Raw genomic sequence first — 22,600 nt, 5'->3', positions numbered from 1 at the left:
AGCGCCATTGCGCCTCTGAATTGCGTCCTCCACGGGTATTCATCCATACTTTAGGATGCGCCAAGAATGCTGTGGACAGCGAGACGCTTGCCGGTTTGCTGAAGCAGGATGGGTTTGAGTTGGTGACTAAGGAAAGTCAGGCCGACAGCGTTGTTGTGAATACGTGTGGGTTTATTGATGATGCGAAAGTTGAGTCGCTTCAAGTCCTCCTTGAGGCCGTGCGGTGGAAACATGCCAAGTACGGGCGAAGAGTCTTTGCAATGGGCTGTCTGACACAACGCGACGGATCAGAGATTCGCGATGAGCTACCTGATCTGGATGGCGTTTTTGGGATAGGCGAGTGGAGCGGCATTCTCTCTGCACTCGGTGCAAATCCCCTGAGCGTAGGTGATTCGGTTAGTACTACGATGTTCAGCGGAAGCGCCGGGCCGGGATCTGCATATCTTCGTGTTTCGGACGGCTGCTCGCATGCCTGCGCGTTCTGTGCAATCCCACAAATGCGCGGACTCTACCGGAGCGAACCAGTCGAGAAGCTTGTTGCTGAAGCAAAGTTGCTTGCCCGCACTGGGATTAGAGAACTTATTCTGATTGGTCAGGAAACCACGAGTTACGGCGTTGACCTTTACCGTAAACGTTCATTGGTCGAACTTTGTAAGTGGCTATCTGATATTGACGGTATCGAGTGGATTCGAATCTTGTATGCTCATCCACCATCGGCCCCTCCGCACTTCATGGCTGAACTTGCGCGCGTTTCCAAAGTGGTCCCCTATATTGATTTCCCAATTGAGCATGCGTCAGACAGGATGCTGAAGTTGATGAACCGCAAGACGTCCGCCGCAAAGATGAGGGATTCCATTGCAGCGTTCAGGGACGGACGTGCAGATGCCTGTGTGCGCACCACCGTCCTTGTCGGGTTTCCCGGAGAGACGGACGAGGATTTTGAAGTTCTTCATCAATTCATGCAGGACGTCCGGTTCGAGCGCGCAGGAGTCTTCACTTACTCGCCTCAATCAGAGACAAAGGGCGCGATCCTGCCGGACAGGGTTGAAGATGGCGTTGCGCTTGATCGGTTAGATCGATTGATGAGGCTTCAGAAGCAGATTTGCGCTGAGCGGCATAAAACTCTGATCGGTATGTCACAGCGTGTGTTGATTGACCGGAATAGTCGCGATGTCTCTTGGGGGCGGAGCACCTGGGACGCACCGGACATTGATGCTCGAGTTCGGGTGCGCGGCACACTTACTCCTGGTGTTATTCATGAAGTGATAGTGACAACTGCAGCGGCATACCAACTCGATGCGGTACCTGCTCAAGCAGACACCTTGAAACGTGGTGAATCATGTGGAACCTTCGCACTGCCTGTCTTGTCACGTTGATCTTGCTTGCTGCGAATGTTGACGCACAGCCTGTAAGAGGCGAATCGCCAGAGGCGCGCGGCTTCCGTTGTCAATCTGGTCAACGTTTGTCGGTCAAGCAGGATAGTGCACTGATATATATTGCGTTGTCAGTTCCGTACGACAACTTGACGTTTGTTCGCGCTGAGCCGGAGGGTTTTCAGGCGAATTTTGAAGCCACCTTCCTGATCTTCGACAAAGAGGGGGGACTTGCGTCTGAGCGTACTGTTGTTATGGATGTAAAGACGCAGTCTTTCAAGGAGACCAACAGCCGTACAATCAGTGCAGTCCGAACTGAAGAATTCTATGTCACTCCCGGTGACTATGATGTTTCTGTCGTTTTGACGGACAGAGAGACCAAAAAGAAGCGCCGTTGGACCGGGGAAATCTCAGCGTCTATCATGGATGCGTTGCTCTCGGTATCGGATCTTTATTGGATGAGCAACGATTCCCTGCAGAAGGAGTTCGGAACTCCGCGCGTGATAGAGACTTTCTCAACTCGCGATGATTCCGCGCGCGCGGGCATCGACCTGGTCTCATCCGCGCACGTTCCTCTCGATATCATGTGGGCGGTTGTTGGCGAAGACGGAAACTCAGTTCATAGTCTCAGTCAACTCGTTGCCCCGACTGGTGACATTCAACACCTGGAGTTTGTTGTGAAAATGACAGATCTTCCGGTGCAGAAATACAAACTGACCTTTGAAGTCGTCGGAAGCGGTCGCCGCGAGTATCGCGAATTGTCATTCTCCGTCAACATACCGGGCGTGCCATCGACGATCAGTGATCTCGGTCTTGCAATTCGTCAAGTGAAGTACATTGCCAGCGCTGAGGAGAATCGACGACTGCGAAGTGCAAGCGTGCAAGATCGCGAGAGACTTTTTCGGGAGTTTTGGAAGCGACGTGATCCGACTCCGGAGACACCCCAGAATGAATTGATGGAAGAGTACTATTACCGCGTTGAGTACTCTAATGAACGCTTTTCCACCCATCGGTCAGGTTGGGAGACTGATCGTGGCCGAATATTCATATTGTTCGGTGAGCCCACGGATATTGAACGACATCCCTTTGAATCCGGATCCCGACCATATGAGATCTGGTACTATCATAATTTGAATCGACGATTCATTTTTGTGGATCATACTGGTTTTGGCGACTATACGCTTGCCGGTCCACAGTGGGGATATTGACCATTGATGCTTCGCCCTCTTCAGCAGGGAGATACTATTGGAATCTGTGCTCCTGCCGGACCCGTCAAGGCAGAGAAACTTCAGAAGGCTGTCTCTCGTCTTGTGCAGAGAGGGTATCAAGTCAAACTGAGTCCGCAGGCGCAGGCCAAACATGGTTTCCTCTCTGCAGAGGATGATGTTCGATTGAGCGAGATCGAGGCACAGTTCGCTGATGCCGAAATCTCAGCAATAATATCCGCGCGAGGCGGAGTTGGCACGTCACGTTTGCTTCCTGCTCTGGATGGTGAATTGATAGCGTCGAGTGGAAAACCGTTCCTAGCCTTCTCTGACGTGACCGCAATGCAATGGGCGCTTTGGGCGAACTTCGGTACCGTGACATTTACCGGTCCCCTTGCCGTTGAGTTTGATGGTTCCTTGACGGAGGCAACCGAAGCATTCTGCTTCGAGATGCTGTCTGGGATTGCACCCGATGACTGGATCGAGCGTTTTCCGGGGGTTGTGTGGGAAGTCGTCCGTACCGGCGCCCGCGAAATCACAGCGCCTCTTTTGCCTGGGAATCTTACGATGATTACCACGTTGCTGGGTACGCCGTTCATGCCAAACTTACGGGGATGTATTCTCGCCATTGAAGACATTGCAGAGCAGGCTTACAGGGTTGATAGATTGCTTTTTCACCTTCGGAATGCGGGCGTCTTGCAGCATCTTGCCGGACTACTTGTTGGTGACTTTGGATGGGGGTCCGAAGATACAGATAGTGCGGCAAGCTTGCGAAAGTCTGTACTTGACGCAACGAGCGGGACAACTTATCCGATAGTATTCGGACTTCCCTACGGTCATGGACCGGAGCGACTTACGCTTCCGGTGGGTTCTCCTGTGCGGTTATCGTTTCTGGAAAGCTCGGTCCGGTTAGGTTTTGCATTATCACCTTTCGCGACTACTACATAGCCTATGCGTCTCGCGTTCTTCGCTTCGGGCAACGGGTCCACATTTCAATATTTGGTGGAAGTTATCCGTAATGAGTCGCTCCCTGCGGACCCTGCGCTTCTGATTTGTTCACGACAGAAAGTGCTCGCAGCGGAGCGTGCGCGCGAGCTGAATGTGCCGGTGGAAGTCATTTCGCGGAAGAGCTACGCGACAATTGACGAACATTCGGCAGCACTTTCAGCGGCTCTCGAAAGGCATCGCTGCGATTACATTCTCCTTGCGGGCTATCTTGAACTTGTTCCCCCACGAATTGTTGCTAAATTTCGCAATCGAATCGTAAACATTCATCCCGCCTTGCTTCCAGCTTTCGGCGGAAAAGGGATGTATGGGCGACGTGTTCACGAGGCTGTCATTGATTATGGAGCACGCATCAGCGGAGCAACTGTACATTTCGTTGACGAGGAATACGATCACGGACCTATACTTGCACAGCAGGCCGTGGTAGTGCTTCCAAACGATACTCCGGATTCTCTCGCTGAACGTGTTCAAATCGTTGAGAAGAACTTGTATGCCGGTGCCCTGCGCCTGCTCGTAAGTAAGCGCCTTGTTGTCACCGGTCGAAAAGTAAAGATTATACCTTAAGAAGTTATGATTCCTATTCGTCGTGCGTTGTTATCGGTAAGTGATAAGACTGGATTGATTGAACTTGCGAGAGTGCTTAACCAGCATTCGATTGAACTCGTTGCCTCAGGCGGAACGGCCCGTGCGCTGACAGAAGCAGGCTTGCCCGTTACGTCAGTTGAGCAGTTCACAGGTCATCCGGAAGCAATGGAAGGTCGGATCAAGACACTTCATCCGCGAATTCATGGTGGCCTGCTGGCGCGACGCCAACATGCAGGTGATCAGAGCGATATGAAGCGATTGAATCTTCTGCCCATTGATCTATTGGTTGTTAACTTTTATCCGTTCGCTGAGGCGCTTGCTCATGGAGAGTCGGATGATGCCATTAATGAGCAGATTGACGTCGGGGGGCCGTCAATGGTCCGCGCCGCTGTAAAGAACCGGAATCACGTGGTCGTTTTGACATCCCCAACACAGTACCCGGAGTTCCTGTCTCAACTGCAGGAGCATGACGGAAGCGTGCCGGAAGAACTTGCGGATCGCTTCGGACGTCACGCCTTCGCTGAGCTGGTGTCGTATGACTCGACGATTGCGAATTGGCTGAATGATGGGGAGTTTCACTCAATTTCTTTGCGGAAAGTTCGTCCATTGCGATATGGCGAGAATCCACATCAGACGGCCGCCTTGTTCGGAAGCTTCGGACAGGCCGCCGAAGGACTCGTTGCCGCTGACAAAGTATCCGGCAAACAACTTTCCTACAATAACCTCCTGGACGCTGATGGCGCATTGTCCCTCTTGGGTGAATTTGAAGAATGTGCCTGTGTTATCATCAAGCACGTTACACCTTGCGGCGTTGGGATTGGAACGAGTCCGGCTGACGCCGTTGAGACAGCCTTGCTCACTGATCCTGTGTCTGCGTTCGGTGGAATCGTAGCCGTCAACCGGACTCTCGATGAGCTTGCGGCGTCTCGTCTATCCGACATCTTTCTCGAGATAGTACTCGCGCCTGAATTCACGGAGGGCGCACGTGAGGTTTTTGCGAAAAAGAAGGCGTTGCGTCTACTTACCTATGACTTCGACGCATTGTCTGCTCGTAAACCGGCAAGTGAACTGCGGGCCATTTGGGGCGGCTACTTGCTGCAGGACAGAGATCACGGGTTTCCGGAGTGGTCGGGTTTTCGCGTAGTCACGAAACGCGAACCGAATGATGATGAACTTGCTGCCATGCTCCTGGGTTGGAAAGTTGCAAAGCACGTGCGTTCAAACGCAATCGTCTTTGCCAATCGCCGTGGCACTCTTGGCATCGGCGCGGGTCAAATGTCACGCGTGGACTCAACCCGTTTCGCAACTCTGAAGGCGGAGGCTGCGGGCATCTCATTGCTCGGATCAACCTGTGCATCTGACGCATTTTTCCCGTTTCGTGACGGACTTGATCTGGTTGCGCGAGCTGGTGCCACCGCCGTTGTTCAGCCAGGAGGATCCGTCCGTGATGAGGAAGTGATCGCGGCTGCAAATGAGCATAATCTTGCCATGATTTTTACAGGTCGTCGGCATTTCAAACACTGAGATCTATCCTAATGAGTAACTGGCCCAAGAACCTCAAACAACCACTCTATGTTCGCCCATCTTCGCGCGTGCGTTACATGGGGAAGAACTACATTGTAAAACGAGACGTGACCGGTGCGATCTATACAATTGTGGGGCGCATGACTCGCAAACTCCCGTCCTTGAAAGAGGCGATTGTGGCCGCCACCAATCAGAAGTTGATTTGCCAGTGGGGGGCGTATTACTCCATCTACGTGCAAGTGGACGTAGAAGAACAGCCGCTGATGCTCGAATACCTCTGGACTGAGGAAAGAAAGCGCGGCATCCAGCCACCAGATGTCACACAAAAAATCGTATTATCCGACGAAGGTTAGATTTCGTCTTTGTATAAACTGAGTAGCACATGAGCCTTTCCTTATCCGGCCTGTTTTCCAATGAGATCGCGATCGATCTCGGCACCCGAAACACACTAGTCTTTGTCAAAGGCAAAGGCATCCTTGTCCGCGAACCGTCCATGGTCGCCATTCGCAAGAGTGATCGCAAAGTCATTGCGATCGGAAGCGAAGCACGCGAAATGGTCGGGAAGACGCATCGCGATCTTGAAGTCATTCGACCCATGCGTGATGGCGTGATTGATGATGATGAAGTCGCCGAAATCATGATTCGTGCTCTGATACGCAAAGCCCAGACAAACCGCCTCTTGCGTCCGCGCGTCATAGTCTGTGTGCCGTCGGGAGTGACGAAGTCTGAGAAACGAATCATCCGTGACTCGGCGGAACACGCGGGCGCGCGTGAAGTGTTTCTTATTGCAGAGCCAATGGCCGCTGCGTTAGGTGTTGGACTTCCTGTTCTCGATCCAATCGGCAGCATGGTCATCGATATTGGCGGCGGAACGACGGAAATAGCCGTGATTGCCTTGGCCGGCATCATAACGGATACGTCCATTCGCGTGGGCGGTGACGAATTGGATGAAGCAATCATTCAATTCATGCGCCGTAACTATAACTTGCTTATCGGCGAGCGCACCGCAGAAGAAATAAAGACTCGCATTGGCTCCGCTGCGAAGCTCGAACAAGAGCTCTCGATCGTTGCAAAAGGCAGAGACCTGGTGGAAGGCGTGCCCAAAGCAGTAGAAATAAATTCGATCGAAATTCGTGATGCAATTGAAGAACCGATATCGCAAATTGTGGATGCCGTGAAGAACGCGCTCGAGAAGACTCCCCCAGAACTTGCCGCGGATATTCGTGATCGCGGGATAATTATGACTGGAGGAGGCGCGCTGATTCGCGGATTGGACGTGCGGTTGCGCGAGGAGACCTCGCTGCCCGTTTTTCTGGCTGAAGATCCTCTCACATGCGTCGTACGCGGTACCGGAAAGGTACTCGACGATATGGAAACGTACCACAAAGTCCTGCTTCCTAACTAAACTCGCATGCCTGAGCACAACCGCAAGGTCAGCGGAAGCATCGAATGGACCGTTTACCTGCTGTGTTTGATCGTCTCGCTGGTGCTTTTGTTGACTAGTCCAAAACCCGGCGTACGTGAATTGAAAGACTCGGCTGCTGAAATTGTGGGAGTTGCTGCCGCGCCCTTGCAGTTCGTCCGCAAGCTGTTCACAGTTTGGTTTGAATATGATCTACTGCAGCGACATGCACTTGAGCTAAGTAAGGAGAACGTACAGCTTCGGGATGCGTTTATCGAAAACCAGCGCTTGCGCGGGATGCTCGGTGTACAGGAACGGCTGTCCTTCCAAACAGTTCCGGCATCTGTTATTAGTGCGGTCGGTCCAGCCCTTGGAGGACAATATCGCATTAACGCGGGTCGCAAAGCAGGGATAATGGTGAATGCCGCTGTCATAACCCCGCTTGGACTGGTTGGAAAAACTGTTGAAGTCACTGACTACACGGCGCTTGTTCAAACCATGATTGGTAACAGTTACGGTGTTGCAGTGATGCTCGAACGAACTCGTATGCGCGGAATCTTGCGCTGGACCGATACTGACCATTGGACTCTCTCTGGACTGCCAACAGGTGTCGACGTCAAATCTGGAGATCTTGTTGTTACTTCCGGTGCCGGGGCAGTCTTCCCGAAAGGGCTGCGCGTCGGGGTTGTGACAGATTCTCCCTCAGCAATTTCGACTTTTGGAGAAGCCTGGACGGTTCAACCGTTTGTGGATTTCCGTAGTGTTGAAGACATGTTTGTCATTATTGATACAGGTTGGTTGGAACCTTCAGCAGGAGCGCGAGACCCTCAGATTGAGGAGAATCCGTGAACGGGCGGCTTTTGCTCACGGGGTTCGTTCTGCTGATTCTGCAGGCAGGACTTGGCCCTATCATGACAATAGGAGAGGCAAGGCCTTCGTTTCTGATACCCTTTGTTGTGTATGTTGGCTTGCGCAGCGGCCCAATCTGGGGAACGCTTGCAGGATTCATTCTTGGGCTGACGATCGACTCATTAGGGCAACTTCCGCTGGGAATTTCAGCAGTCGCGTATTCCACAGCGGGTTTCTTCTCAGGGCGCCTTGGCGCAAACGCACCCTTTCGGCTTTGGTGGCCGTGGAGCGTTCTTGTTCTGGGTTCTGCAGTGTTGCTTGAAGTTTTGCGACTGCTCTTGGTTGCGCGTGCGAATTCGTTGCCATTCTTTCCTGTAGTGCTTTCCAGCGGGCTACCGTCGGCGCTCGGTACGACTGTGCTGGCAATTCTCTGGTTTCTTTCGCCATTGCATAGCCGAGAAGATAGTTCGAGATGACCAAGAGAAGCGAAAACATCCGATTCTTTTCGTTCATCGCGTTTGGAGTATTAACGTTCAGTCTGCTCATATACCGCCTTGTTCAGCTGCAAGTGGTGCAGGGTCCTGAGTTTCGCGAAAAGTCCGAAAGTAATCGCATCCGCTTCGTCGAACTACTTGCGCCGCGCGGCGTGATGCGGGATAGGAATGGCAATCTGCTGGTCAGTAATCGCCCTTCCTACACTTGTTACGGCATTCCTCGTGATTTATATCATGACTCTCTTGCCACGGGCCTCCTTGGTGTGGCCTTGGCCGAAAATCCTGCGGATATCCGTGATAAGATTCTCAAACCGGTCAAGTCTACGTATCGTCCGCAACGAATCCGCAGGGATATGCCTTATACGTTGCTGGCACGCTTTGAAGAGCTTCGTGATCAAATCCCCGGAGCGTATTTGGAGATTGAGCCAAAACGCTTCTTTCCATATGGCGTTGCCCCGCACTTAATCGGATATGTTGCCGAAGTAGCCGAGAGCGAGTTGGCTACTTTCCCGGGTTTGCAGTCTGGAGATTTAGTAGGCAAACGCGGACTCGAACGGCTATACGACAAAGATCTGCGCGGAATAAAAGGCAGTAAACTCTCTGTGGTTGATGTCTACGGGCAGGAGGTTGAAACCGGCGGCGAAATCGGAAGAATTGAACCTGTGCCCGGCAACGAACTTTGGACTACGCTGGATATAGGGGCTCAGCTTCTTGCCGAATCACTGCTCGTAGGCAATATTGGGTCGGTCGTAGCCATGGACGTGAGAACTGGTGGCGTTGTGGTCATGGCCAGTTCGCCGTCCTATGACCCCGATATCTTCGCAGGTTCGATCAGCGCCTTTCACTGGAATGCATTGTTGACGGATCCTGAAAAGCCGATGCTGAATCGAGCAGTGCAGACAATGTATCCGCCGGGATCCACGATCAAACCCGCATTGCTTGTGGAAGGACTTGCCAGCGGAGCAATCTCTCCGTCATGGAGTGTGTCCTGCCCGGGCAGTTTCACGTTCGGCAACCGCACCTTCAAGTGCTGGAAGAAGGGCGGGCATGGCCACATCGATTGTATTCAATCAGTCGCGCAAAGTTGCGACGTGTTCTATTACAAATTGGGACTTCAGCTCGGCGCTGACGGAATTCACCGCGCCATGTCGCGCTTCCACTTCGGTTCGCCAACCGGTGTGGATCAAACCAGCGAAGCCGCAGGGCTGATACCGTCCGAAGAATACTACAACAAGCGCTATGGTCCGCGCGGCTGGACAAAGGGATTCATCGTTTCGGTGGCCATCGGTCAAGGAGAGATGCTGACGACTCCCATCCAGCTTGCCGCGTTCGCAGGTGCTATTGCAACCGGCGTGTGGAGACAACCTCATGTCGTGGACGGTATTTACGACCCGAACAACCGGACGCTAACCAAGCGGGCGGATTATGTTATCGATACGCTCGATCTGACTCCAGAGATACTTCGCTATGGCCAGTTTGGTATGGAACAGGTTGTCTGGGGTCCGTCCGGTACGGCGCGAAGGCAGCAGAACGACAGTCTGAAGATTGCGGGCAAGACGGGCACTGCACAGAATGCTCATGGTGACGATCATGGGTGGTTTATCTGCTATGGGCCGATTGACAATCCTATGTACTCCTGCTGTGCTCTGATTGAGTTTGGCAAGAGCGGTTCTGGAGCCGGTGCACCTGTAGCGGGAGAAGTGCTGCGCGACCTGATCCGTAGGGAGATCTATCCCGATCTCTACAAGAAGAGAGTGAAGGAAGACGAGGAATCCGAGGACGTCGCTCACGCTGGAGACCTGCCGTGAAACAGCCGGGGAGATTCTCTGACCTCTGGTTGCTATTGTCCATTCTGGTATTGCTGGGCATCGGACTGCTTTCGAATTTCTCGACAAGCTATGCCGATGGAACGGGCCTGTATTACTTTCAGCGGCAGTTCTTCTGGATCGGTATTGGCACTGCACTGGCACTCGGCATTCTGTCGATTCCCTTGCGAATCATTGAGATGCTGGCTTACATCATTTATGGATTGTCCGTCGCAAGTCTTATTCTCGTCTTGGCAATTGGAGTGACGCACAAGGGTGCGACCAGTTGGTTTCAATTTGGGACTGTGCAGCTTCAGCCGGCAGAGTTCGCCAAAGTGGCGACATTGCTTGCCTTGGCGCGATTTCTTGCGGAGAACCCGAGAAGTCTGGACCGCATGTGGGTCTTTCTCGCTGCCTGTCTCATGGTCATTGTGCCAATGGGATTGATTCTGGTTCAGCCAGATCTCGGTACCGCGTTGATCTTCCCTGTGATGCTGTTCGTCATGCTGATTTGGGCGGGCGTCGCTCCTCAGTATCTGTTGCTCTTAGTGATGCCCCCCGCTGCTGTTTTGACGTCTTGGTTTGTGCCGCTGCACATCACTGTGCTCGTAGCTTTTATCGTTCTGGCGGTCTTTACGATTCGGCGGATTCCGTGGATTGCATTGTTGACTGGCCTCTATTTGGGATTTGGGGCACTGACTCCCAAACTTTGGAATAAACTGGAGCCGCATCAGCAACGACGCATCACAACATTTCTCGATCCGGAGGCCGATCCGCTCGGTGCGGCCTATCAACTGATTCAATCCAAAATTGCAGTCGGCTCTGGTGGAGTATCAGGTAAAGGTTTCCTGAACGGAACGCAGACTCAGCTTAGGTTTCTCCCGGAGGGCCACAACGATTTCATCTTCTCTGCGTTTGCAGAAGAGTGGGGCTTCATTGGTGCGCTTGTTGTCATATTCGCCTTCTTTCTCTTTTTCTACCGTGGAGTGGTGATTGCTACGAAATGCCACTCTCCGTTTTACTCTTTGATTGCCATTGGAGTCACAGGAACGATCATCTTTCAAGCGCTCACCAATCTGCTGATGACGGTAGGCTTCTTACCGGTCACAGGTTTGCCGCTGCCGCTTGTCAGTTACGGCGGAAGTTCAATGCTGGTCTCACTGGCGATGATAGGATTGCTCTTTAGCACGGCATTGCGGTGGCGCGAGTACTGATCTTTCTGGTTCTCGCACAATTGGCGTTCGCGGCCGATTATCTTTGGCCGCTGCCTGACTCGCGCACGTTGACCGGTGGCCACGCCGATAGTCGGACTGACCACTTTCATGGCGGCATTGATCTTCGTGCACGAACTCCGTTGCCAGTCATTGCGCCAACGGATGGATGGGTTGAAAGAATCGGAATCAGTCCTTCGGGATATGGGCTTACCCTCTACTTCCGCTTGAGCGATGGCAATACTGCCGTGTTCGGGCATTTAAGTCGCTTTGAACCGAAGTTACAGCAAACGGTTAGGGATAGCCAGTTAGTCAGAGGAACCTATCGTGTTGACTTCAGTTTCACAGATAGCATCGTTGCGCCGAGGTACAAAGCCGGCGAAATTCTCTGCTATACCGGTGCGACTGGCCGCGGCCCTGCGCATTTGCACTTTGAGATTCGCAAGGGCGCCGTTCAACTGGATCCGCTACAGTTCTACAAGCCTCCTGACCGTGACAGACCGGTAATCGTGGCGGTGAGTTGGATCAAGTATTCAGATTTTACGCCGACAACAGCAGGCCGGGAACTCGCTCTAAATTCTTCACCTCGAGTGCAGTCCGACGAGCCGGTGGCGTTCTTTATTCGAGCATATGATCCCGGTCCTTGGGGCCGTAATGCTGTGCCTTATGCCGTGCGCGTTTATGAGGGCGATCAGCTCGTGTTCGAGGATTTCTGCGCCGAAATCGATCTCCTCGGCCCGCAGAATATCTATGAAAAACTGGTGTATCGTGAAGTCAAACTGCGCGACCGCGATCTCCGGCGACTCTTTAGCTGGCTCCCGCGCAACCACGAGGCTGATGACCCGCTTGCCTCGGGATGGATTGAGGACTACACCGGTGATATTCGGATTGAAGTTGAAGATCGCAACCGAAACTTGTCCTCGGTGACAATTCAGGCTGTCATTGGGAGTGAACGTCGCAGCCTCCAGCAAAGTTCTTATGTTTCACTCTATGATTATGTGCTGACTGGAGAAGAAGTATCAATGAGTTGGGCTGATTTGAGTGAGCGCTATGGTGAAATTACGATTAACGATGCTGACTTTGCTTTTGCGTCCAAACTCAAACTCACCGCGCATGAATCCTTTGAACCCGGGAAGTACTGGTATAAGCGCAGTGGCGCTGCGGGAAAGTCTCCGCTTTGGCGAATCCCCGCGAGTAGTCCCAGTGAGATGTCTTGCTACATATTGCGCGGCGAAACGTATGGTATCGCGTTGGACGACTCTCCTCCAAAGTTGGTTATTAACGGTAGTAGTGGAAAGCTCAAGTTCACATTGACAGACGACGAGTCATCAATCGATGACAGTAGCGTGCGCTGTACGGTGAATGGTGCCGTTGCCATCCCTGAATTCGAGTACGAAGAAAGCGGTGGTACGATCTGGACCGCTGACAGGCTGAAGTCAGGACAACATCGCGTGATCTTTGAAGCGGCCAATCGCGCAGGTCTTGCTAGAACTTGGGATGTCATGGTCACTATCCCGTGATTCCTATACGTGATGAAAACCCTGCAAGCGGGACACCTTATGTAACGGTTGGCTTGATCACCGCTAATGTACTGGTATTCGTGTTGCAGTTCTTGCAGCCAATTGAAGAGCAGGAAGCGATAGTCTTCGCTTGGGGTGCAGTCCCACGCGACATTACGAGCGGTTTCGAACTGCTGCCCGCTGTTCCGGCAGCGTGGGTAACGCTGCTTACCTCGATGTTCATGCATGGAGGGTTGATGCACCTGGGCGGCAATATGCTCTATCTCTGGATCTTCGGAAACAACATCGAGGATATTCTCGGACACGCAAGGTTCCTGCTGTTCTACCTTGTCGGAGGATTGGTTGCAGCTCTGAGTCACGTTGTTTTTGAGCCGCACTCCACAATCCCTATGGTTGGGGCTTCGGGTGCCATCAGCGCTGTGTTGGGAGCGTATTTGTTAGCTTTTCCCCGTGCGAATGTAGTAGTACTCTTGTTCATCGTTTTCATCATTCGGTTCATTCGCGTTCCTGCCCTGCTCATGCTCGGGTTTTGGTTCTTCATGCAGCTGACAGGATTTGCAGGCGATATGGGTCGCCAAGGTGGCGGAGTGGCTTGGCTCGCCCACATAGGTGGTTTTGTTGCGGGAGTCGTGATGATTCTTCTCGCTGGTGTTCGCCCCAATCGCCCGATTCGACGTTCGAACTCGTTTAGATAGACTTGTGCGGAATATTGCTTTTATACTAACCTCTTCATTCTTGCTTTCCTGATGCCCAAGATAGAACTCGACAAGACTTATTCGCCGTCCTCCACCGAATCCCGACTCTATGCGATGTGGGAGTCGCTCGGTTGCTTCCGGGCGCCAATTCGCAAAGGCCATAAGCCGTACGTTATTATGATGCCGCCGCCCAACGTGACCGGCATGTTGACGCTCGGCCATGTGTTGAATAACTCATTACAGGACCTGCTTGCGCGTTGGCGACGCATGTGCGGAGATGACGTACTGTGGTTGCCGGGTACCGATCATGCTGGCATTGCCACGCAGATTAAAGTCGAGGATCAGCTTGCAAAGGAAGGATTATCCCGTCACGACTTGGGACGCGAGAAACTCGTTGAACGGATTTGGGAGTGGAGAGAAAATTACGGCGGCATAATTCTGCAGCAACTCCGGAAAATCGGAGCATCGTGCGATTGGTCACGCACGCGTTTCACCCTTGATCCTGAACTTTCACGTGCTGTTTCCGAGATATTCGTTCGCCTGTATAATAAAGGACTAATTTATAGAGGCAAGCGCATCGTCAACTGGGATCCGGAAAAACAGACGGCGCTTTCCGAAGAGCAGGTAGAGTACAAGAATATTCATTCGAATCTGTGGCACTTCAAGTATCCGTTAAGTGATGGCAGCGGACACCTTGTCGTGGCGACGACCCGCCCAGAAACCATGCTTGGAGATACTGCCGTTGCTGTTCATCCCGAGGATGAACGTTATCGACACTTGCATGGAAAGAGCGTGAAACTCCCCCTTGTCGGAAGATTGATTCCCATTGTTGCCGATGAGTACGTTGATCGCGAGTTTGGAACCGGCTGTGTCAAGGTCACACCTGCGCACGATCCGAACGATTTTGAGATTGCTTTGCGTCACAATTTGGACTTTGTTGTGGTCATCGCACCGGACGGGACAATGACTGATGCTGTTCCCGTTGAGTTTCGCGGCCTTGACCGCAATGAAGCTCGAAAACGCGTCGTCGCAACGCTCGATGCACAGGGACTTCTGGCGCAAGTACTGCCTTACACACATTCTGTTGGTCACAATGAGCGGACTGGCACCGTGATCGAACCTCTTCTCTCTGAGCAGTGGTTTGTCCGGATGAAGGAACTTGCCGAACCTGCGCTTGCGGCGGTTCGCGAAGGGAAAGTTCAATTTCACCCACCGCATTGGGAAAAGACTTACAATCACTGGCTTGAGAATGTTCGCGATTGGTGCATCTCCCGACAGATATGGTGGGGGCATCGGATTCCCCTGTGGACGGTCAAAGAAACCGGTGAGATCATCTGCTCGCTTGACGACCCGTCACAGGACGTAAAGTATTCAGGCCTGACACTTGAGCAGGACCCCGATGTTGTTGATACTTGGTTTTCGTCTTGGCTGTGGCCTTTTTCCACGCTCGGTTGGCCGGAACAAACCGACGACCTCGCACATTTCTTCCCTACAAGTACGCTCATTACTGCGCCTGACATTATCTTCCTTTGGGTGGCGCGAATGATCATCGCATCGGAGGAAGTGTTCGGAGTGGAGCCATTTAAGGATGTCTACTTCACCGGCTTGGTGCGTGACATGCAGGGACGCAAGATGTCGAAGTCTCTTGGGAACTCACCGGATCCTCTTGAAGTTGTAGAAAGCTATGGTGCTGATGCGCTGCGTTTCACGATTATCTCGCAGACCCCTCGCGGCGGGGACATTCGTTTTGGCGTTGAACTTTGCGAGCATGGGCGCAATTTCGCCAACAAGCTTTGGAATGCGACACGTTTTCTCCTCATGAATATTCCGGAAGAAGGTGAGACGTTCGCCTTTGATCCGATCGAAAGCCTGCCCAGCGCGCCGGACGATGTCATCGACCGTTGGATTACTTCAGCGTTTCTCTCCTGTGCACACGACGTGAATCGTGCGCTCGCAGAGTTTAGATTTTCTGATGCGGCCAAACGTGCCTATGGCTTTGTATGGAATGACTACTGCGACTGGTATCTTGAATTAATCAAGGTCCGCTTACAAAACACTAACAGCGGCCGTCAAGACGCACTGGCGCATGCTCTTGGCGTGCTGCATGGCATCGTTCGAATGCTGCATCCCTTCATGCCGTTTGTTACCGAAGAAATCTATCAAACGTTGTGCAGATTGTCCGCATCCACTTGGCCCGTTTACAGTCGTCACGCAAGCATCATGCAAGCAGCGTATCCGGCTTACGTTGAGGCCCTCGTGGACTCGTCCGTTGAATCTCAGTTTAGCAGGCTGCAGGATGTCGTCACCGCGATTCGCAACATTCGCGGTGAATTGCGTATCGCACCCGCTCTACGCATTCCGGCGGGCTTGCGCTCCGACCACCGACTGACTGCAAAAGAGTGGGAACCGTTGACAGACTTCGTGAATCGCCTCGCCGGTTTATCCGATTTGTCGCTGGATAAGCCGCGCCCGAAAGGCAGCGCCTCTGCCATTGTTCAGGGACTCGAAGTCTATGTTCCGCTCCAAGGACTCATTGATGTTGTCGCCGAGCGCGCGCGGCTCGGCAAGGAAGACGAACGACTGTTGAAGCTTGTTGAATCCACAAAAGCCAAACTCGCGAATTCAAATTTCATTGAACGTGCGAAACCGGAAGTCGTTGAGTCAGAGCGTGAAAAGCTCGCCGAACTTGAGCATGCACATGATCGTATTCGTCACTTCCTCGATGAACTTGATGCTGCGGAGTAGTGTCCGCAAGCCTGCCGATTCGTCTTTTTATTGCGGCATTGTGTTTATGAAACTTTTTGTGAGGGGAAAATGAAGAGTCTTTTTTTTAGCATTCTCGCATTGTCGCTTTTCGTATCTGCAATTGCAAAGCCCGGAGTTTCTGTCACGGTCTACAATCAGGATCTTGCGCTTATTCGCGACGTCCGCGAAATGGACTTTGCCAAAGGCACTGGTGAACTCCTCTTTCGTGATGTTGCCGCGCTAATTGACGCCTCCTCTGTACATTTCAATGCACAGGGCGTTACTCTGCTCGAGCAGAATTTCGATTACGACCTTGTGTCACCTGACAAATTGCTGGAGAAGTACGTAGATCAGAATGTCGAGGTCATTACTGAGAACGGGGATCTGGCTTCGGGCAAACTCATGTCAAACGCAGGGCAATCCATCATTCTTCAGATGAATGACGGGTCCTTGCGCTCTTTGCTTGCCGAGTCGATTCAAGAGGTGCGCTTTCCCAAGCTTCCTGCAGGTCTTATCACGCGTCCCACGCTGCGCTGGCTCGTGAACAGTCCCGCCGGAGGGGCCAGGGAAGCTGAAGTCTCCTACCTTACCGGGGGCATGAGCTGGAACGCCGACTACGTAGCAGTTATTGACGAGAGTAACCGGGCCGATTTCTCAGCGTGGGTAACACTTAACAACAACTCTGGCGCTTCGTACAGGAATGCAATGTTGAAGCTTATCGCGGGGGAAGTGCACCGCGCACAGGCGCCACGACCAAAGTTTGACCGCGCGTACGCTGCGATGGAGATGGCAATGGATGGCGGAGCGCAGTTCTCGGAGAAGTCCTTTTTCGAGTATCATCTTTATACCCTCGAGCGTCCAACGGACCTGCTCGATCGACAGACTAAGCAAGTTAGTCTTTTCCCTGATGCTTCAGTGCAGAGTCGACGCATATACGAGTACGACTATTCCAGGAGCACAGATCGCGTTTCTGTCTCGCTCGAATTCCTGAACTCCAAGGACAACCAGCTCGGAATCCCGCTGCCTGCCGGACGTGTTCGGGTCTTCCAGCGTGACAATGATGGTTCACAAGAATTCATTGGTGAAGACAACATTGAACACACTCCGCGCGATGAGAAAGTCAGGCTCACGATCGGCAATGCATTTGATATCGCTGTCGAGCGTGTACAAAAAGAGTATCGACGTATCAGCGACCGCGTCTCGGAGCAGGATATTGAAGTGAAACTTCGAAACCGCAAGAAAGAGACTGTGACGATTGTCGTAGTAGATCAGGCGTGGGGCGATTGGGAGATTACGAAGTCGAGCCTGCCTGTTCGAAAGGTTTCGGCCAGTAAGTTCGAATTTGATGTGGAAGCGAGACCGGATCAGGAAGTAGTCTTGACCTATACGATTCGCAATCGCTAACCTCTGTAGTGCCCGATCTACTTCATGAACCCGTTACGAGGCTTCGTCAGGTTGGCGAGCATCGTGCCAAGGCTCTCGAGAAGATTGGTATCCGCGAGCTTGGTCAACTGCTTCGCTACTTCCCACGCCGCTACCTCGATCGTTCCCGGCAACTGTTGATTCGCGATCTTGTTCCAACTGAGTACGAAGTCACAGTCGTCGGTAAAGTCATTTCCGCTGATGTGCGCCGTACCCGTACGGGGAAGACGCTGCTGACAGCGCTTATCAACGATCTGTCTGGCACATTGAAGTGCGTCTGGTTTCAAGGTGCGCAATACTGGCAGAAACAGCTCGTCGTGGGTGAGCTTGTGGCAGTTAGCGGGAAACTGACCGATAGTGATGCTCGAGAGTTCTATCATCCCGCGGTGGATCGTCTCGGCGAGGATGGCGATGAGTCCAGAATGTTCAATACAGGGCAAATCGTCGCACTCTACCCCGTAACCCTTGACCTCCGAAAAGTCGGACTGGAGTCGCGGACTTTACGTCGTGTCCAGCAGGAAGCACTTGCTCTCGTGCAGCACGAGTTGGTGGAGTTTCTACCCGCTGAAGACTTAAGAATCATGAGTGCGCTGCCACTCGGACAAGCACTTTTTCAAGTGCATTTCCCTGACAATAGCGAACTTCTCGCTCAGGCCTGGAGGCGCGTGCGGTTTGAGGAGTTGTTTTTTCATCAGCTGCTATTTGCGCTGCGCAAGCATTACAATCGTGTCTTGCCCGGAGTTGGACCTTTCGAGAACATCGGTCCACTCACACGGAAAGTTCTGGACGCCCTTCCTTTTCCGCTTACGGAAGGTCAAAAGGAAGTTCTTACCGAAATTCGGCAGGATCTTACGAGTCCGATTCCGATGCAGCGGCTGCTTCATGGGGAGGTAGGGTCGGGGAAAACCACTGTTGCCTTGCTCGCCGCTGCGATGGCTGCTGATGCGGGATTTCAAACTGCTTTCATGGCGCCGACGGAAATCCTCGCACAGCAACATGCCCGTACAATCGCGCCACCCGCACAGGCCGCTGGATTACATGTCCGCATTCTGCGCGGCAAGCAGACTCTATCGCAAAAGCGTGACGTCTTTTCTGCGGTTGCGGCGGGAGTTGTCGATATCCTCGTCGGAACCCACGCTCTCCTAAGTGAAAAGCTCAGCTTTCCTCGACTTGGATTACTTGTAATTGACGAACAGCACCGGTTTGGCGTTGAGCAGCGCTCGCAACTCGCAGGCAAAGGGAAACGCCCCAATTTGCTCGTGATGACTGCGACTCCCATCCCCCGCACCTTGCGTCTCTCGGAGTTGGGGGATTTAGATGTATCGGCACTTCGCGAACTTCCCGGCGGACCGCGCAATGTCACGACCGTAGTAAGATTTGCGCCGGATCGTGAGCGCGTCTATAAATTCATAGTTGAGCAGGCACAACAGAATCAGCGAGTTTTCATCGTCTGTCCGCTGGTCGAAGAGTCCGACAAGGTGCAGGCCGAAGCAGCAGTCGAGTATCATAAGCGTGTCTCAAGTGGAGCATTACGAGACACGAAAGTCGGGCTTGTGCATGGCCGCATGGACTCCGATTCAAAGGAAGCTGCGATCAAAGCTTTCCGAGATGGTGTAACCCCGGTCCTTGTTGCAACACCAGTAGTTGAAGTCGGTGTTGACGTACCTGACGCGACGGTCATGGTCATCGAAAATCCCGAACGGCTCGGACTTGCCGCTCTGCACCAACTGCGAGGCAGAATTGGACGACAAGGGCAGAAGGCCCTCTTCATCCTCCTACCCGGCCCCAAATTGACCGAAGAGGCAAAGGCGCGATTAAATGCCATCCAATCTACCAGTGATGGCTTTGAAATTGCCGAGTTGGACTTCCAATTGCGCGGCGCTGGTGAACTCTTTGGGACGCGGCAATCAGGTGAATCAGAATACCGCCACTACATTCCGGAACGGGACGAACCGCTCCTCAATTACGCTCGAGAAAGAGCTTTCGACTTGGTCGCACAGGACCCCGAATTGTCTCAATATCCTGCACTTAGAGAAAAATTCCGCGAAACTCACCTCGCAAAGCTCGGCCTTCTGGCAGGCGGATAAGGCCAAAAAGTCTTGCATCTCTCCTCTTGGGGGTCTATCTTACTATTATGCAAACTAAAACCATCGCTATTGCCAACCAGAAGGGCGGAGTGGGTAAGACCACGACCGCTGTACATCTCGCAGCAGGAATGGCCCTTGAAGGCTATCCGACATTGCTGGTTGACCTCGATCCGCAGGCCAACGCAACGGCCGGTCTGGGGGTTACACCTGCAGAATCGCAAAGCGGTGTCTATGATGTTCTGATCAACGAGTTGCCCGCCAAGGAAGCACTTCGCCCGACCAATATTTCCGGTCTCAGCATTCTGCCGGCCGACACCCGCCTGCACGGTGCCGAAATTGAGTTGGTTTCCAAGCTCGCGCGCGAACGTATCCTTGCTGAGGCGCTTGATGATCTTGATGGCGATTTCCAGTTTGTCATTCTGGACACCCCACCGTCGCTCGGACTGCTGACCTTGAACGGCATGGCATCCGCTGATACTTTGATTGTTCCGATGCAATGCGAGTACTACGCGCTTGAGGGTCTTGCACAGCTCATGAAGTCCGTCAATCTCGTCAAACGTCATTTGAATCCCAAACTCGAAATCGAAGGCATTCTGCTTACGATGTACGACGGTCGATTGAATCTGACCAAGCAGGTGGCCGATGAGATTACGGGTGTTTTCGAAAAGCGTGTTTATCGAACAATGATTCTGCGCAATGTCAGGTTGTCTGAGGCACCCAGCTTTGGTCAAACTGTTTATACTTATGACCCGACGAGCCGTGGCGCACAGAACTACCGCGAATTTACCGTCGAGTTCCTGAGCCACCAGCACCTTCCGCCCCGCGAGGCAGTAGCATGAAATCTCACAAGGCTCTCGGCAAAGGTCTGCGCGCGCTGATTACGGACGAAGAAGTTTCCACGTCCACTTCGCCTGCGCCGGAAGTCACGCACCTTGCGATCGATATGATCGATCCCAACCCCTTCCAGCCGCGCCGGATCTTCCGCGATGAAGCGATTGAGGAGTTGAAGAACTCAATCCTCAAACAGGGCATCTTGCAGCCCGTCGTCGTGCGTCCTGCAGGGGCACGATATCAATTGATTCTCGGTGAACGTCGGCTGCGAGCCTCAAAAGCCGCAGGTCTCACAAGCATTCCCGCCCAGATTCGTATGGTCGAGTCCGCCGAAGAGATGCTTGAACTTGCGATTCTCGAAAATGTTCATCGTGAAGATCTCACGCCTATCGAGCTGGCGAATGCCATTGTTAATCTCCAGCAGCAATACTCGCTGACTCAGGAGATTATTGCCGAAAAAATGGGAATGAGCCGTGCACACGTTGCAAATCTGACTCGATTGCTCAAACTCCCGGTGCGAATACAGCAGGCACTGAATGAAGGCAAGCTCACGATGGGTCACGCGCGTGCCCTTTTGTCTGTTGTCGATGAGGGAGAGCAACTGGATCTGTTCGAGCGTTTTCTGGTGGACGGCAAAGTCACTGTGCGTGCCGCTGAAGCAATGACGCGGAAGAAGCCCGTCAAACATAAACCTCAATCTGCGCAGGCCGTCATTGAAGCCCGCGATGCCAAGGCCATTGCCCATGTAGAGTCGGTGCTCAGCCGTCAACTTTCCACGCGCGTCAAGATCAAGCCTAAAGGGCGAGGCGGTACCATCGAAATTACCTACTACACCGTAGACGACCTGAACCGCCTCCTTGAAATCGTTGACCGCTGATTCGCGACGCGTGAGATTCGGGTCCCAGCACCATTCACTTACCACGTCATTCTTCGGATCTCCTACACTTGCCTCGCTCGCACCACCCCTCACGCTCAAAGCCTGATCGCCCGCTCGCCTCGCGAGCTGAACGCCAAATCTCGGAGTCGTTCGTCACTATATTCGGCCGCAATCCTGTGCTCGAAGCGTTGCGTCGGGGACTCGCACAGGAAATTGTGATCGCGCCGGGTGCTCACGGTGCGACAATCGATTCTATTCGCGATCTCGCGCAGCTCTCGCGTATTCCACTGATCGAACGGGAAATTCATGCCGAGGAGAGCGAAGCTCCTACTCAGGGGGTGCGCGCTCGTATCCACGCCCCGCACGTTTCACAGGACTTTGAGGTCTTGGACGAAATCGTGGACCGTAAGCCGGCGCCGCTGGTATTGATGTTGGACGGTGTCGAGGATCCGCGTAATTTCGGCGCGATTCTGCGCACTGCGTACGCTGCGGCGGTGGATGCTGTTATCTTTCGAAAGCATAGACAGTCCCCTTTGACCGATGTGGTGTTCAAGGCGTCAGCGGGCTGTGCGGCCCTGATTGACCTTTATCAGGTCACGAATCTTGATCAAACGATTCGTGCTCTCAAAGAGAGCGGCTGGTGGATTGTTGTTGCCATGGCAGACCCCCAGTCCGTGAAGTACTCTGATTTCGATTGGGATCGCCCGACTGTTCTCGTCTTAGGTGCAGAAGGATCAGGAGTTTCGCCCGTCCTGCAGAAACGGGCAGATGTCTCAATTAAGATCCCATTGTTTAGGGATCTCGATAGCCTGAACGTATCCGCAGCCGCAGCGGTGCTCCTCTTTGAAGCTGCCCAATCTCGTCAGCTTATTCCCGAAGTGTAGTAAAATTAATACGATTCGAGATAAATTGCGAGATTTTTCACTTGACTCCCCACGTCGAAATTCTTATATTCCGGAATTGTTGAAAT

The 22,600-nt window shown here is 52.9% G+C and carries 19 protein-coding genes; all 19 read left to right on the top strand.

Features of this window, described 5'->3' with window-relative positions:
* Positions 1 to 71 precede the first annotated feature (71 nt).
* The 19 genes from rimO to rlmB all read left to right on the top strand — a co-directional run bounded on the left by rimO (position 72) and on the right by rlmB (position 22,514).
* A complete protein-coding gene (rimO, locus tag KJZ99_03140) occupies positions 72 to 1,376 on the top strand; it encodes a 30S ribosomal protein S12 methylthiotransferase RimO (GenBank protein MCL4304883.1) in 1,305 nt (434 codons plus the stop codon).
* Positions 1,340 to 2,581 (top strand): GWxTD domain-containing protein, encoded by a 1,242-nt coding sequence (locus tag KJZ99_03135; protein ID MCL4304882.1) that lies wholly within the window; start codon positions 1,340 to 1,342, stop codon positions 2,579 to 2,581. Before rimO ends, KJZ99_03135 begins: the two co-directional genes overlap by 37 nt.
* 6 nt (positions 2,582 to 2,587) lie before the next feature.
* The gene (locus tag KJZ99_03130) at positions 2,588 to 3,526 is read left to right on the top strand and encodes an LD-carboxypeptidase (protein MCL4304881.1); all 939 of its coding nucleotides are present in this window, start codon (positions 2,588 to 2,590) and stop codon (positions 3,524 to 3,526) included.
* 3 nt (positions 3,527 to 3,529) lie between these two features.
* Complete coding sequence (locus KJZ99_03125; protein MCL4304880.1) at positions 3,530 to 4,147, top strand: phosphoribosylglycinamide formyltransferase; 618 nt, start codon at positions 3,530 to 3,532, stop codon at positions 4,145 to 4,147.
* A 6-nt stretch (positions 4,148 to 4,153) separates the two neighbouring features.
* Positions 4,154 to 5,692: a bifunctional phosphoribosylaminoimidazolecarboxamide formyltransferase/IMP cyclohydrolase gene (purH, locus tag KJZ99_03120; protein ID MCL4304879.1), complete on the top strand. Its 1,539-nt coding sequence runs from the start codon at positions 4,154 to 4,156 to the stop codon at positions 5,690 to 5,692.
* A gap of 11 nt (positions 5,693 to 5,703) precedes the next feature.
* On the top strand, positions 5,704 to 6,045 hold the full coding sequence (locus KJZ99_03115) for a hypothetical protein (GenBank protein ID MCL4304878.1): 342 nt from the start codon (positions 5,704 to 5,706) through the stop codon (positions 6,043 to 6,045).
* A gap of 29 nt (positions 6,046 to 6,074) precedes the next feature.
* Positions 6,075 to 7,097 carry a rod shape-determining protein gene (locus tag KJZ99_03110; GenBank protein ID MCL4304877.1) on the top strand — a complete coding sequence of 341 codons (1,023 nt, stop codon included), beginning with the start codon at positions 6,075 to 6,077 and terminating at the stop codon, positions 7,095 to 7,097.
* 6 nt (positions 7,098 to 7,103) lie between these two features.
* A complete protein-coding gene (mreC, locus tag KJZ99_03105) occupies positions 7,104 to 7,943 on the top strand; it encodes a rod shape-determining protein MreC (protein MCL4304876.1) in 840 nt (279 codons plus the stop codon).
* The gene (mreD, locus tag KJZ99_03100; GenBank protein MCL4304875.1) at positions 7,940 to 8,419 is read left to right on the top strand and encodes a rod shape-determining protein MreD; all 480 of its coding nucleotides are present in this window, start codon (positions 7,940 to 7,942) and stop codon (positions 8,417 to 8,419) included. The genes mreC and mreD overlap by 4 nt, the downstream gene beginning before the upstream one ends.
* Positions 8,416 to 10,245 (top strand): penicillin-binding protein 2, encoded by a 1,830-nt coding sequence (gene mrdA, locus KJZ99_03095; protein ID MCL4304874.1) that lies wholly within the window; start codon positions 8,416 to 8,418, stop codon positions 10,243 to 10,245. The genes mreD and mrdA overlap by 4 nt, the downstream gene beginning before the upstream one ends.
* Positions 10,242 to 11,456, top strand: a complete 1,215-nt coding sequence (rodA, locus tag KJZ99_03090; protein ID MCL4304873.1) for a rod shape-determining protein RodA — start codon at positions 10,242 to 10,244, stop codon at positions 11,454 to 11,456. The genes mrdA and rodA overlap by 4 nt, the downstream gene beginning before the upstream one ends.
* Positions 11,441 to 12,973, top strand: coding sequence for a M23 family metallopeptidase (locus KJZ99_03085; GenBank protein MCL4304872.1), 1,533 nt, complete (start codon positions 11,441 to 11,443; stop codon positions 12,971 to 12,973). The genes rodA and KJZ99_03085 overlap by 16 nt, the downstream gene beginning before the upstream one ends.
* Complete coding sequence (locus KJZ99_03080) at positions 12,970 to 13,668, top strand: rhomboid family intramembrane serine protease (GenBank protein MCL4304871.1); 699 nt, start codon at positions 12,970 to 12,972, stop codon at positions 13,666 to 13,668. The genes KJZ99_03085 and KJZ99_03080 overlap by 4 nt, the downstream gene beginning before the upstream one ends.
* 51 nt (positions 13,669 to 13,719) lie before the next feature.
* On the top strand, positions 13,720 to 16,413 hold the full coding sequence (locus tag KJZ99_03075; protein ID MCL4304870.1) for a valine--tRNA ligase: 2,694 nt from the start codon (positions 13,720 to 13,722) through the stop codon (positions 16,411 to 16,413).
* Between the two features lie 69 nt (positions 16,414 to 16,482).
* Entirely contained in the window at positions 16,483 to 17,817 is a 1,335-nt protein-coding gene (locus tag KJZ99_03070) for a DUF4139 domain-containing protein (protein ID MCL4304869.1), read from the top strand.
* An 8-nt stretch (positions 17,818 to 17,825) separates the two neighbouring features.
* The gene (gene recG, locus KJZ99_03065; GenBank protein ID MCL4304868.1) at positions 17,826 to 19,922 is read left to right on the top strand and encodes an ATP-dependent DNA helicase RecG; all 2,097 of its coding nucleotides are present in this window, start codon (positions 17,826 to 17,828) and stop codon (positions 19,920 to 19,922) included.
* A 47-nt stretch (positions 19,923 to 19,969) separates the two neighbouring features.
* A complete protein-coding gene (locus tag KJZ99_03060; GenBank protein ID MCL4304867.1) occupies positions 19,970 to 20,761 on the top strand; it encodes a ParA family protein in 792 nt (263 codons plus the stop codon).
* A complete protein-coding gene (locus KJZ99_03055) occupies positions 20,758 to 21,630 on the top strand; it encodes a ParB/RepB/Spo0J family partition protein (GenBank protein ID MCL4304866.1) in 873 nt (290 codons plus the stop codon). Before KJZ99_03060 ends, KJZ99_03055 begins: the two co-directional genes overlap by 4 nt.
* A gap of 68 nt (positions 21,631 to 21,698) precedes the next feature.
* On the top strand, positions 21,699 to 22,514 hold the full coding sequence (rlmB, locus tag KJZ99_03050; GenBank protein ID MCL4304865.1) for a 23S rRNA (guanosine(2251)-2'-O)-methyltransferase RlmB: 816 nt from the start codon (positions 21,699 to 21,701) through the stop codon (positions 22,512 to 22,514).
* Positions 22,515 to 22,600 lie beyond the last annotated feature (86 nt).

Source organism: bacterium (assembly GCA_023382385.1).
Lineage (GTDB): Bacteria > Electryoneota > RPQS01 > RPQS01 > RPQS01 > JABWCQ01.
The sequence above is the reverse complement of the archived record's forward strand: the minus strand, read 5'-3'. Positions and strand labels throughout refer to the sequence as shown.

Excerpts from the sequence above, each read along its gene's own strand:
- KJZ99_03135 (MCL4304882.1), top strand. The coding sequence starts at position 1,340 with ATGTGGAACCTTCGCACTGCCTGTCTTGTCACGTTGATCTTGCTTGCT.
- KJZ99_03130 (MCL4304881.1), top strand. The coding sequence starts at position 2,588 with ATGCTTCGCCCTCTTCAGCAGGGAGATACTATTGGAATCTGTGCTCCT.
- KJZ99_03125 (MCL4304880.1), top strand. The coding sequence starts at position 3,530 with ATGCGTCTCGCGTTCTTCGCTTCGGGCAACGGGTCCACATTTCAATAT.
- purH (MCL4304879.1), top strand. The coding sequence starts at position 4,154 with ATGATTCCTATTCGTCGTGCGTTGTTATCGGTAAGTGATAAGACTGGA.
- KJZ99_03115 (MCL4304878.1), top strand. The coding sequence starts at position 5,704 with ATGAGTAACTGGCCCAAGAACCTCAAACAACCACTCTATGTTCGCCCA.
- KJZ99_03110 (MCL4304877.1), top strand. The coding sequence starts at position 6,075 with ATGAGCCTTTCCTTATCCGGCCTGTTTTCCAATGAGATCGCGATCGAT.
- mreC (MCL4304876.1), top strand. The coding sequence starts at position 7,104 with ATGCCTGAGCACAACCGCAAGGTCAGCGGAAGCATCGAATGGACCGTT.
- mrdA (MCL4304874.1), top strand. The coding sequence starts at position 8,416 with ATGACCAAGAGAAGCGAAAACATCCGATTCTTTTCGTTCATCGCGTTT.
- KJZ99_03075 (MCL4304870.1), top strand. The coding sequence starts at position 13,720 with ATGCCCAAGATAGAACTCGACAAGACTTATTCGCCGTCCTCCACCGAA.
- KJZ99_03070 (MCL4304869.1), top strand. The coding sequence starts at position 16,483 with ATGAAGAGTCTTTTTTTTAGCATTCTCGCATTGTCGCTTTTCGTATCT.
- KJZ99_03060 (MCL4304867.1), top strand. The coding sequence starts at position 19,970 with ATGCAAACTAAAACCATCGCTATTGCCAACCAGAAGGGCGGAGTGGGT.
- KJZ99_03055 (MCL4304866.1), top strand. The coding sequence starts at position 20,758 with ATGAAATCTCACAAGGCTCTCGGCAAAGGTCTGCGCGCGCTGATTACG.